This is a genomic window from Nonomuraea aurantiaca, from assembly GCF_020215705.1.
GTDB classification, from domain to species: domain Bacteria; phylum Actinomycetota; class Actinomycetes; order Streptosporangiales; family Streptosporangiaceae; genus Nonomuraea; species Nonomuraea aurantiaca.
Genome location: NZ_JAIWNB010000013.1, coordinates 1 through 10,159 on the forward strand (window position 1 = coordinate 1; position 10,159 = coordinate 10,159).

The following is a 10,159-nucleotide window of genomic DNA, read 5'->3' on the forward strand; positions in this document are numbered from 1 at the left end:
CGGCGCACTCGTCCTGGCCCGCGCCACCAAGGACTCCCCCCTCTCCGAGGAGATCCTCACCGTCGCTCGCACCGCCCTGACAGCGGCACCGTGACAGCGACCGTCATTCCAGGGCGAGTCGTACGGGGCCGCCCGCCAGGTCGGCGCCCCGCCACGAGCGGGCGAGTCGTACGGGGCCGCCCGCGGGGTCGGCGCCCCGCCACGAGCGCGAAGGGAACGCCCGGCCCGGCCACGGTTCCCATACCAGTCGAAAACGCCTGAGCGCCGACCCGGACGAGATCGGCCGCCTGCTCACCGCTCGCCTTCAGCGCGGGTCTGAGCCGCGGGATCGGGCCAGGGCGGTGTCGCCGCGTCGGTGGCGGCCGCCCGCAGGCATCTCCGGATGGCGCTCCTGGCCCGCTGGTAGGCGACGGGGGCGTCGTGCAACAGCGAGACGGCGTTGGCGGTCTCCATGAACGCGATCAGCTCGAAGGCGAGCTGATCGGGTTCGGTGTCCTCGGCGAGCTCTCCGAGGCGGCGCGCGTCGTCGACGGTGCTCGCGACCAGGCGGTTCCACTCGAGGCCCGCGGCGGCGACGGTGTCCCGTACGCGACCCGGGCGGGCGTCGAACTCGGCGGTGACCGTGAAGAAGAAGCACCCTCCGGGGAAGACCCGCCGCTCCGAGTAGCTCAGCCAGCGATCGCACAACTGCCACACCCGGCCCAGGCCCGGCGGCACCGTGAGGGCGGGGTGGACGACCTCGCCGAGGTAGACACCCGTCGCGGCCCGGATCGTGGCGAGCTGGAGCTCTTCCTTGGAGCCGAAGTAGCCGAAGAGCCCGCTCTTGCTCACGCCGAGGTCGGCGGCCAGCCGTCCGATCGACAGCCCCTCCAGCCCGTCCTTGGAGGCGATGTCCGCCGCCCGGCGCAGGATCGCGTTCCGCGCCCGCTCGTCTCGTGGTCGGCCCGCCATTGCCGCTCCTTTCGCGCACGAACGTTCGGTCAATTATGCCGCACCGTGATACCTTCCCATCCAAGCACGAACGTTCGTGCCGAAAAAGGAGTGTCATGAGCGCCGTCATGCTGAGAAGCCGTTGGACCTCAGGACCGGCCGCGGACATCGTCGGTCCCGTGCTGGTCGCGGTGACCGCGTACCAGGCCGACAGGGCGCGCGACCTGCCCGGTATCTACCGGGCCGGGATCGCGCTGCGCCGAGACTGGCCCGATCTGGAGGGCGCGGTCGGGATGTGGCTGTGGACGCGACCGCTGGAGCTCAGGTGCGGCTCGGTGTCGATCTGGCGGGACGAGCAGGCCCTGCGGGGGTTCGTGGGGTGGCCGGAGCACGTCACGATCGTGCGGCGCTACCGCGGGCGGGGGCGGCTGACGTCCACCACCTGGAACGCCGCCGGCTTCGAGCCCGCCGCGATCTGGTCCGAGGCCCGTCCGCACCTCCGGAACGAAGCACCCGCCCAATAAGCCGTTCTCGAACCATCCTTCCGGGAGTCCCCGTGCTGAGATCCTTGTTCTATTCCGGTCCTCCGCTGGAGGTCCTGCACGAGCAGTACGCCAAGCATGACCGCATCGATGCGGCCGCCCCCGTCCGGGCGGTCACCAGGATCATCGTCGGCACGGGCCCGGAGGTCGTGTGGAGCGTGCTGGCCGACCCGGAGGGCTGGTCGCAGATCGATCCGGCCATCGGCGACGTGCGCCTGACGGACGGGGTCAGCGAGGACGCGGCCTTCACCTGGCGCAACGGCAAGGCGGCGATCACCTCCAGGTTCGCGGTGGTCGCACCCGGCCGGCAGCTGACGTGGACCGGGCTGTCCTTCGGCGCCAAGGCCGTACACCGGCACGTGTTGACCCCGCTGCAGGACGGCTCTACCGAGCTGATGGTCGCCGAGTCCATGGCCGGGCCGCTGCTGGGGTTGTTCATGAACGGCCGCAAGCTCCAGACCGCGTTGGACGGGTGGGCCGCCGGCATCAAGCGGGTCGCCGAGGCCCGTAGCCCTCGGCTCGCCCTGGTCGACCCAGAGTGACGGGCCCGCCTTCGGCCAGGCTGCCTTCCCTGTCGAGGTGAAACGCGAGTGCCCGCCGAGAGTATGTCCTTGTGAGGGGCCACACCGGTCCCGGAGGAAGGCTCGATGGCAGAGGACTCTGTGGGGAAGGCGGTTGCCAAACTGCTCGCTACGGCGACCTCCCGGGCACGCCTGGAGAAAGTGATCCGTCGGCATCCGGCCCTGCTGACCGCGGAGGCGGACCGGCAGCTCACCGCGTTGCTGGCAGGCGCAGGTATCTGACCCGGCCGACCGGCGGCTCGAACGCCTTCATCGGCAACGCGGTGTCGATGCCATGCTCGCGGCAGGCGAGCGTGCGCTGGGCACGGCCATCGAGCACCATCTGGAGCTGATCGGCGACCCCGAACTGGAGCGGGAGGAGCGCGATGTCCGGGCCGCCGTCGCCGTCAACGCGGCGGTGCTGCTGAGCCTGCGAGCCGACGCGACCGGGACGCTCGACGACTATCGCAGCGCGATCACGCTGGCCGAGCAGGCGGCACGACTCGCCGAACCCGGCTCGGTCGCCTATCTGCTCGCCACCCAGAGCCAGGGTCCTGGCGAATTAACCCGGCAAGAACGCGGCCCGCGTGGCAATTGGTAAACGGGGCGAGGACGGTGAATATTGATCGTCATGCGCGTCGACTTCGATCCTGCGGAGATGGGCGGGCCGGCTTTCTACAGGTTCCTGACCTCGGTCGTCGTCCCGCGCCCGATCGCGTGGGTCTCCACCGTCACGCCGGACGGAACCATCGAGAACCTCGCCCCGCACTCGTTCTTCAGCATCGCCAGCACCGACCCGCCGATCGTGCAGTTCACCTCGATCGGCCGCAAGGATTCGCTGCGCAACGTGGAGGACACCGGAGAGTTCGTCGTCAACTTCTCCGCCGAACCGCTCCTGCAACTGATCAACAGCACCGCGACCGACTTCCCGCGGAACTTCAGCGAATTCGACTTCGCGGGCATCGAACGCGAACCCAGCCGTCATGTCCGGCCGCCCAGGGTGGCGCTCTCGCCCGTGGTCATGGAGTGCCGTTCGCACACGACCCTGCACATGGGCAACTCCACCCTGGTCTTCGGACGGGTGTTCCTCGCGTCGGTGCACGAGGATTACATCGTCGACGGCCGGCCTGACGCCGAGCGGCTGCGCCCGCTGACCAAGCTCGGCGGCGACGAGTGGGGGACGCTGGGCACGATCCTGCACCTGAGCCGCATCCCGTACGAAGAGCCGGCGATGTGACGCTCGGCTCAGCCTCTGGGCGGCAGGGGGTCGTTGCCGGGGGCGATGGTGCGCTGGTCGCGTACCTTCCCGTCAACGCCGTGGATGCGCAATTCGCCGCCGCCGTCGCGCCGCAGCAGCTCGCTCGCGTGCTGCACCGCCGCCGCTTGGTTGTCCGCCGTGAACAGCGCACGCTCGCCGCCGGGCCTGGTGACCGCCCAGCTGCCATCGGGGCGTTGCACCACGTCTCTGGAGTTGGCCTGACCTGCCATTTGGGGGATACCTCTTTCCGGTGATCGCAGGGTTGCCACCATGTGCCCTGAAATCATGGGCTTAGTCGTATCTGTTTCGTGGTTCTCGGCTGGGTAGGGGCCGTAAGGTCTGACGGTTCTCATGAGGAGGAGAAATGCCTCGCGGATCGAGCCCGAAGCGGGAACGGCAATACGAGCACATCAAGGACAGCGTCAAGCAGCGGGGGGAGAGCGACAAGCGCGCGACCGAAATCGCCGCCCGTACGGTCAACAAGGAGCGGGCCAGGGCCGGTGAGTCCCGGACCGCGAGCCGTACGTCCACCAAGGACATCTCGTCGAGCCGGCGGGGCGGGCTACGCTCCCATTCCGGCGCGGGCGGCCGTACCAGGGATCAGCTGTACGCCGAGGCCAAGCGCCGCAACATCAAGGGCCGCTCGAAGATGAGCAAGGCACAGCTGGAAAAGGCCCTCGGCTGACCGGCTTGTACGGACGGCCAGGCCCCGCACGACCGGCCAGTTGTGGGTGGTCCCGCTGGGGCGAAAGAGGCGAAATAGTAGAATATACGTCCGTATAATCGCATGATGACCATCGTCGCAAGCCGTTACCGGCTCCTGGCACCACTCGGTCAGGGTGGCATGGGCACGGTCTGGCGGGCCGTGGACGAGTTGCTCCGGCAGGAGGTCGCGGTCAAGGAGGTGCGCCTGCCACCGGAGCTCGACCACGCGGCCCGAGCCGAGCTCACCGAGCGCACCCTGCGCGAGGCCAGGGCGGCGGCGCGGCTGCGCTCGCACCCCTCCATCGTCACCGTGCACGACGTGGTCATGGACGGAGGGCGGCCATGGATCGTGATGGAGCTGATCCACGGCCGCTCCCTCGATCAGATCGTGCGCACGGACGGCCCGCTGTCCCCGCGCCAGACCGCCTGGGTGGGCGGGCACGTGCTCGACGCGCTCGGGGCCGCGCACGCGATGGGCGTGTTGCACCGCGACGTCAAGCCCGGCAACGTGCTGCTGACCGACGACGGCCGCGTGCTGCTGACCGACTTCGGCATCGCCACGGTCGCCGGGGACGCCGCGCTGACCCAGACCGGCCTGCTCAACGGCTCGCCCGGCTACATCGCCCCAGAACGGTTACGTGGCGAGGACGACGGCCCGGCTGCCGACTTATGGTCACTCGGCGCCACGCTCTACACGGCGGTGGAGGGCGGCCCCGGGTTCTCCGGCCCCAACGCGGCCGCGGTCATGGCCGCCGTGCTGCTGCGCGATCCCGCCCCCGCCAGGTTGGCGGGTCCGCTCGCGCCCCTGCTCGCGGCCTTGCTGGAGAAGGACCCCCATCGCCGGTGTACGGCCGAGCAGGCGGCCCGCCGGCTCCACGACATCGCCCAAGGCGACACGCCCCCCACGGTCCCCGCAAACCGCGAATCTCCCGTGAAGCGCCGCCGTACCCTCGTCGTGGCGGGCGCGCTGGCGGTGGCGGTGTGCGGCGTGGCCGCCACGGCGATCTGGCTCAATCTGCCGCCCGCGACTCCGGACGCGCTCGCCGACCCGTCATCGAAGACCCCGAAGTCCTCGAAGTCCGTGAAGTCCGTGAAGCCGTCCTCGACGAAGAGCGCCGTGAAGCTGTTCGGCCAGTTGCCCGACGCCTGCAAGCTCCTGACCAACGTGCGGGCGCGCACGCTGCTCGGGGGCACGGCGCGACGTCAGGTCCTGTCCACCTCGCAGTGCCAGTGGCAGGGCGCCGGCAACGCCAGCCTGATGGTGACGACGTACCGTAACCCGACCGTCAAGAGCTGCGGGCTCAACCTCGATGGCATGGTCACCCGGGGGAAGGACGAGCGCGTGCGCCACCCCGACACCAAGCTGCGCTCGGTGCGGGTCGTCGGCGACAGGACGGCCGCATATACCCGCCGCGACCCCGATGTGGCCGCGGGTTTCCACAACACGCAGGTGTCCTTCTGCCTGGCCAACGTGCTGGCGTACGTCAACTACCTGGGCCCCCGGCCCGGCTACGGAACCGCCGACCAGGCGGCCAAGCACGTCGCCGCGGCGCTGAAGGCCCTCCGCTAGCCGTTAGGGGACTCGGCCGACGCCGCCCAGGATGCCGCCCTTCTCCAGCCCGGGGGCGATGAACGGGTCATCGTTGCGCCAGTCCTGCACCGGCACGACGCCGGGTTCGAGCAGCTCCAGCCCGTCGAAATAGCCGCGCACCATGTCGCGGTCGCGCCAGTGCAGCGCGCCGGAGGTGGTACGCCGGTAGACGTCCTCGGTCTCGATCTTCCGATCGAGGGTGCTCTGGCCCCTCTCCACGTACGCGTGGGAGATGATCAGGTGGCTCCCCGGCACCAGCGGCTCGCGCAGGGCCCGGACGATGCCGGCCACCTCCTCGTCGTCACCGAAGAAGTGGAACAGCGCGACGCCCAGCACCGCCACGGGCCGGCTGAAGTCGAGGTGCTGGGCGGCGGCGGCCAGGAGCCCCTTGGGGTCGTGCGCGTCGCCGTCGATGATCACCGTGTCGGGGTTGTCGGCCAGCAGCGCGCGGGCGTGGACCAGCACGATCGGGTCGTTGTCCGAGTAGACGACCTTGGCGTCGGGGATGATCCGGTGCGCGACCTGGTGCACGTTGTCCTGAGTCGGCAGGCCGGTGCCGATGTCGAGGAACTGCCGCACACCGGCCCTGGCGACCGCCTCCACGGCGCGGATCAGGAAACCACGGTTCGCCCGGGCCACCTCCCGTACGTCCGCGCCGCCCTCGCGGCTCAGCTCCAGGACCCGCTCGGCCGCCTCGCGGTCGGCCGGGAAGTTGTCCTTCCCGCCGAGGAAATAGTCGTACATGCGGGCGACCGTGGGGACGGTCGGATCCATCTTCCCCGGAGGCCGCTCAGGCTCGGTCACGCTTCACCCTTCGTCATCTATGACGGCATCTTAGGGGAAAATGCGGATATGTGATCAGGAGGGGTCAGGTGCCCGGTATTCGCGACGGCCTACCTGCGGCACACCCGGGCGTCCCGGATGTCGGCCGGGAGTACGGGCTTGCCGTCCACCGGAGGCGTGGGACCGTCCGGCTCCGGCTGGATGCCGCCGGCGGCGATGCGGTCGAGGACGGCGAGCCCCGCGGCGTCCACCGTGCCGAAGATCGTGTAGTTGGGCCCCAGCCCGGAATCACCGTAGACCAGGAAGAACTGGCTGCCGTTCGTGTTCGGGCCGGCGTTGGCCATGGCCAGCACCCCGCGCGCGTACGTCTTGCGCACCCCGGTCGGGTCGCCCGGCCACGGCGGCAGATCCGTGGGCAGCTCGTCCTTGTACTTGTAGCCCGGCCCGCCCTCACCGGTGAAACTGGGGTCGCCGCACTGCAGCACCTTCAGCCGGTCGTACGCGGTGAGCCGGTGGCACGACGTGGCGTCGTAGAACCGGTGCTGGATCAGGTGCACGAAGCTCTGCACCGTGCACGGCGCCTTGGCCGGGTCGAGGGCGAGCCCGAGGTCGCCGTGGTTGGTCCGGAGCACCGCGGAGACCGGACGCGTGGGCGTGCGGCGCGGGTCCGGCGGCAGCGGCACCGGCCGTACGGCCGGGTCCTCGGGGGTCTCGGTGTACTGGCACGGCCCCTTGGTCGTCCTCGGCGGCTTGTCCAAGGTCGCCGCCGAGGCCGGCAGTGCACCGATCGCGATCAGCGAGCCTGTCGTGACCGCGGATAACGCGGCGCGGGCCGCGAGTCGTACCAACGCTCTGCCGGACATCCTGCCTCCACTGCGTGATGATCGCTGGGTTTCCTGAGGTCTAATCGATCTGACCAGCGCAGTCAAGGGTTCGGTACGAGCCTGTCCGCCCCGGGGCGTCACTCGGCGGCCGGCGCGATCGTCCTGATGCCGGTGACGGCTTGCCGCACCAGATCCGCCAGCTCGGTCCGGGAGGTGATGCCCAGCTTGGGAAAGGCGCGGTAGAGGTGGAAGCCGACGGTCCGCGGGCTGAGGAAGAGCTGGGCGGCGATCTCCCGGTTGGACGACCCCTGCGCGGCGAGGACCACCACGTGCCGCTCCTGCGGCGTCAGCCCGCGCAGCGCTTCCGGCAGCGGCTCCGCGGGACTGGCCTCCCCCGACGCGCTCAGCTCGGCCGCGGCGCGCTCCGCCCAGGGGCTCGCGCCCAGCTGCTCGAACGCGGCCCGCGCCGCCCGCAGATGAGAGCGGGCTTCGGACCTGCGCCGGATACGGCGGAGCCACTGCCCGTAGGCGAGCTCGGTCCTGGCCCGCTGGAAGGAGGTCAGGGACGCGGCGTGCAGATCGAGCGCGCCGAGGAAGAGCGGCTCCGCCTCGCCGTCCGGCGCGGCCAGCGCCCGGCACCGCAGCGCCACCGCGCCCACCCAGCGCTGGCGCGTGTCCCCCGCCCACCGCTCCAGCAGGGAGAGCGGCTCGACGGTGGCACCGGGCAGGTCGGCCTGGACGGCCGCGTCCACCAGGTCGGCCGCGCAGTGGACCGCGATCACCGGGTGGTGCGCGGGGCCCGCGACCACCCGCTCGAGATGGGCCACGGCGGCGCCCGCCCGGCCCAGCCCCAGCTCCAGCAGGCCGAGCGCCCAGGTGGCCAGCGCCGCGCTGGCCGGCGCGTCGTGGTCGGCGCAGTAGTCCAGGCTCGATTCGGCGTAGGCCCGGCAGCGCTCCTCATCGCCGCTCAACGCGGCGATCAGCGCGACCAGGCCGCTCAGGTGCCCGACTCGGTGGGTCTGGCCGAGCTCACCGGCGAGCTTCAGTCCCTCGGTGGCCAGTCCGAGCGCTTCGGCGCTGCGGCCGCCCAGCAGGAGGGCTTGGGCCTGGAGTTGCAGGGCGTACGGCAGGAGCCCCATCAGGTCCTGGTGGCGGCAGTCGGTCACCAGCGTGGAGGTCAGGCGCAGCGCCGAGCCGGCGTCGGCGGCCATCAGGCCCAACGAGGTGGCGGTGATGGCTTGCTGGGTAGCCAGGGCGGGCGTGTGCTCGACCAGCTCGCCGATGGCGGCGAAGCCGCTGAACGGGTCACCGGCCATGATCTTGGCCAGCGTGGGCAGCGACCGGGCCAGCGGAGCCGACCAGGAGGGCCGGGCTCCTGATCGCACTACCCGCGAAGGAGCTCGTGAGGCCGCCGGCGCCGACCAGACGGCGGCGGCGATCTGGGCCGCGAGCCCCTCGTCGCCGCTGTAGCCGAACAGGCGGATCGCGTCGGCGATCATGACGATGGCCATGGCGTGGTCGTCGTCGCCGATCCTGGCCGCCGAATCCAGCAGCATCCGCGCGGCCTTGGTCGGCGAGCCGATCTCGGCCTCCACGGTGGCCAGCACGCGGGCGGCCGAGGCCAGCGTCGAGGGTTCGGCGCTCAGCCTGGTCGCGTGCGCCGCCAGGTCCGCCGCGCGGCGCAGCTGGCCAGCGTCGCACGCGGCGAGCGCGGCGGCGGCGTAACGGCGGGCGCGCGGCTCGGGGTCGCTGGTCAGCTCGGCCGCGCGCTCCAGCGCCGACGACGTGCCGACGGCCTCCAGCTCGCGCGCGATCTCCTCGTCCGGCCCCAGCGCGGCGGCGGCGAGATGCCAGACCCGCCGCTCGGACGACGCCTCGCCCAGAGCCCGCCCCTTGGGCGATGCCTCGGCGAGGGCACGGTGCGCGGCGATGCGGGCCGCGACCGGCGCGGATTGGTAGGCGGCGACCAGGATCAGCAGGTGGCGAGGGGTGAGCTTGTCCGGCCGCACCTCCACCAGCCGGGCGGTCTCGGCGGGCTCCAGATCGGCCGGAGTCGCTCCGGCGGCGGCGAGCAGTTCGGGCAGCGAGGCCGCGGGGTCGGCGGCGGCCAGCAGCAGGAGGAAGCGCGTCCGCTCAGGCAGGGCCCGTAAGCACGCGCCGTACAGCTGATCGGCCCGCCGCGACCGCCCGGGCCAGCCGGTGTGCAGACCCAGCGGCGACAGCCTGCCCTCGACCTGCGCGGGGCCGATCCCCGCGGCCAGCTCGCGCAGGGCCAGCGGATTGCCGCGAGCGTCCTCGACGATCCGCTCACGTACCTGCGGGACGATGCCCGGCCGGCCCGCGGCGACGATGTCCAGCGCCGCCCGCCTGTCGACACCGGGCAGGTCCAGCTCGTCGATCCCCTGGAGCGCGGGCACCTCGCCCTCGGCGGCCAGCAGGATCACCACGCGCGCGGCGGCGAGGCGGCGGACGCAGAAGGACAGGACCGCCAGGCTCTCCCGGTCCAGCCAGTGCGCGTCGTCGATCAGGCAGAGCACGGGTTGCCTGCCCGCCAGGTGGCGCAGGAGGTTCCAGACAGGCAGGTGCGGCGAGACGGGTTCGCCGCCCGCGCCGATATCGAGAAGCCGCGGCTCGCCCAGGCGGTCGAGGACGTCGCGCTGCCGGGCGGGCAGGTGTTTCCAGCGCGGGCGGGTGGTCGCCAGCAGCATGTGCAGGCCGCCGTATGGGAGGTGTGACTCCTCCGGGGTGCCGGAGGCGCGCAGCACGATTTGATCACTCGCGAGCTCGGCCGCGAAGGCGAGCAACGCGCTCTTGCCCGCCCCGGCTTCCCCGCGCATCAACAGGGCGCCGCTCTCACCAGCGAGAAGTCGCGTGATTCCGCTCTGCTCCGCGATGCGCCCGTGCAGCACGAGGTGAGAGTACCGGACTCGGAGTTGATCTCATACCTAACCGGGAGCACTCCGGCA

12 protein-coding genes are annotated in these 10,159 nt (G+C 71.5%); 7 read left to right on the plus strand and 5 right to left on the minus strand.

Annotated features, from left to right (window positions below; all coding sequences use genetic code 11):
• Positions 1 to 291: 291 nt before the first annotated feature.
• Positions 292 to 951, minus strand: coding sequence for a TetR/AcrR family transcriptional regulator (locus LDL49_RS28430; protein ID WP_225295198.1), 660 nt, complete (start codon positions 949 to 951; stop codon positions 292 to 294).
• A gap of 95 nt (positions 952 to 1,046) precedes the next feature.
• On the opposite strand from LDL49_RS28430, the gene LDL49_RS28435 reads away from it, so the two are divergent.
• From LDL49_RS28435 to LDL49_RS28455, 5 genes are all read left to right on the plus strand, one after another.
• Positions 1,047 to 1,454 carry a hypothetical protein gene (locus tag LDL49_RS28435; RefSeq protein WP_225295199.1) on the plus strand — a complete coding sequence of 136 codons (408 nt, stop codon included), beginning with the start codon at positions 1,047 to 1,049 and terminating at the stop codon, positions 1,452 to 1,454.
• A gap of 32 nt (positions 1,455 to 1,486) precedes the next feature.
• On the plus strand, positions 1,487 to 2,014 hold the full coding sequence (locus LDL49_RS28440) for an SRPBCC family protein (protein WP_225295201.1): 528 nt from the start codon (positions 1,487 to 1,489) through the stop codon (positions 2,012 to 2,014).
• A gap of 105 nt (positions 2,015 to 2,119) precedes the next feature.
• On the plus strand, positions 2,120 to 2,275 hold the full coding sequence (locus tag LDL49_RS28445; protein ID WP_225295203.1) for a hypothetical protein: 156 nt from the start codon (positions 2,120 to 2,122) through the stop codon (positions 2,273 to 2,275).
• Positions 2,276 to 2,327: 52 nt separating this feature from the next.
• Positions 2,328 to 2,633 carry a hypothetical protein gene (locus LDL49_RS28450; RefSeq protein WP_225295205.1) on the plus strand — a complete coding sequence of 102 codons (306 nt, stop codon included), beginning with the start codon at positions 2,328 to 2,330 and terminating at the stop codon, positions 2,631 to 2,633.
• A 30-nt stretch (positions 2,634 to 2,663) separates the two neighbouring features.
• Positions 2,664 to 3,269 carry a flavin reductase family protein gene (locus tag LDL49_RS28455; RefSeq protein WP_225295207.1) on the plus strand — a complete coding sequence of 202 codons (606 nt, stop codon included), beginning with the start codon at positions 2,664 to 2,666 and terminating at the stop codon, positions 3,267 to 3,269.
• Positions 3,270 to 3,277: 8 nt separating this feature from the next.
• On the opposite strand, the gene LDL49_RS28460 is transcribed toward LDL49_RS28455, so the two are convergent.
• The gene (locus LDL49_RS28460) at positions 3,278 to 3,520 is read right to left on the minus strand and encodes a DUF2188 domain-containing protein (RefSeq protein WP_225295209.1); all 243 of its coding nucleotides are present in this window, start codon (positions 3,518 to 3,520) and stop codon (positions 3,278 to 3,280) included.
• Between the two features lie 134 nt (positions 3,521 to 3,654).
• Here LDL49_RS28460 and LDL49_RS28465 point away from each other — a divergent pair, with 134 nt between their 5' ends.
• The gene (locus LDL49_RS28465) at positions 3,655 to 3,975 is read left to right on the plus strand and encodes a hypothetical protein (RefSeq protein WP_225295212.1); all 321 of its coding nucleotides are present in this window, start codon (positions 3,655 to 3,657) and stop codon (positions 3,973 to 3,975) included.
• Between the two features lie 105 nt (positions 3,976 to 4,080).
• Entirely contained in the window at positions 4,081 to 5,565 is a 1,485-nt protein-coding gene (locus tag LDL49_RS28470) for a serine/threonine-protein kinase (protein ID WP_225295214.1), read from the plus strand.
• Positions 5,566 to 5,568: 3 nt separating this feature from the next.
• On the opposite strand, the gene LDL49_RS28475 is transcribed toward LDL49_RS28470, so the two are convergent.
• The 3 genes from LDL49_RS28475 to LDL49_RS57205 form a co-directional block, all read right to left on the minus strand.
• A complete protein-coding gene (locus LDL49_RS28475) occupies positions 5,569 to 6,390 on the minus strand; it encodes an SAM-dependent methyltransferase (RefSeq protein ID WP_225295216.1) in 822 nt (273 codons plus the stop codon).
• Positions 6,391 to 6,479: 89 nt separating this feature from the next.
• Positions 6,480 to 7,232: a peptidylprolyl isomerase gene (locus tag LDL49_RS28480; RefSeq protein WP_225295218.1), complete on the minus strand. Its 753-nt coding sequence runs from the start codon at positions 7,230 to 7,232 to the stop codon at positions 6,480 to 6,482.
• Positions 7,233 to 7,330: 98 nt separating this feature from the next.
• Entirely contained in the window at positions 7,331 to 10,102 is a 2,772-nt protein-coding gene (locus tag LDL49_RS57205; protein ID WP_308016198.1) for a helix-turn-helix transcriptional regulator, read from the minus strand.
• Between the last annotated feature and the right edge of the window lie 57 nt (positions 10,103 to 10,159).

Bases quoted from the DNA above. Each gene is read 5' to 3' on its own strand.
- LDL49_RS28450 (WP_225295205.1), top strand. From the start codon at position 2,328: ATGCTCGCGGCAGGCGAGCGTGCGCTGGGCACGGCCATCGAGCACCAT.
- LDL49_RS28480 (WP_225295218.1), bottom strand. From the start codon at position 7,232: ATGTCCGGCAGAGCGTTGGTACGACTCGCGGCCCGCGCCGCGTTATCC.
- LDL49_RS28435 (WP_225295199.1), top strand. From the start codon at position 1,047: ATGAGCGCCGTCATGCTGAGAAGCCGTTGGACCTCAGGACCGGCCGCG.
- LDL49_RS28465 (WP_225295212.1), top strand. From the start codon at position 3,655: ATGCCTCGCGGATCGAGCCCGAAGCGGGAACGGCAATACGAGCACATC.
- LDL49_RS28460 (WP_225295209.1), bottom strand. From the start codon at position 3,520: ATGGCAGGTCAGGCCAACTCCAGAGACGTGGTGCAACGCCCCGATGGC.
- LDL49_RS28470 (WP_225295214.1), top strand. From the start codon at position 4,081: ATGACCATCGTCGCAAGCCGTTACCGGCTCCTGGCACCACTCGGTCAG.
- LDL49_RS28445 (WP_225295203.1), top strand. From the start codon at position 2,120: ATGGCAGAGGACTCTGTGGGGAAGGCGGTTGCCAAACTGCTCGCTACG.
- LDL49_RS28455 (WP_225295207.1), top strand. From the start codon at position 2,664: ATGCGCGTCGACTTCGATCCTGCGGAGATGGGCGGGCCGGCTTTCTAC.
- LDL49_RS28430 (WP_225295198.1), bottom strand. From the start codon at position 951: ATGGCGGGCCGACCACGAGACGAGCGGGCGCGGAACGCGATCCTGCGC.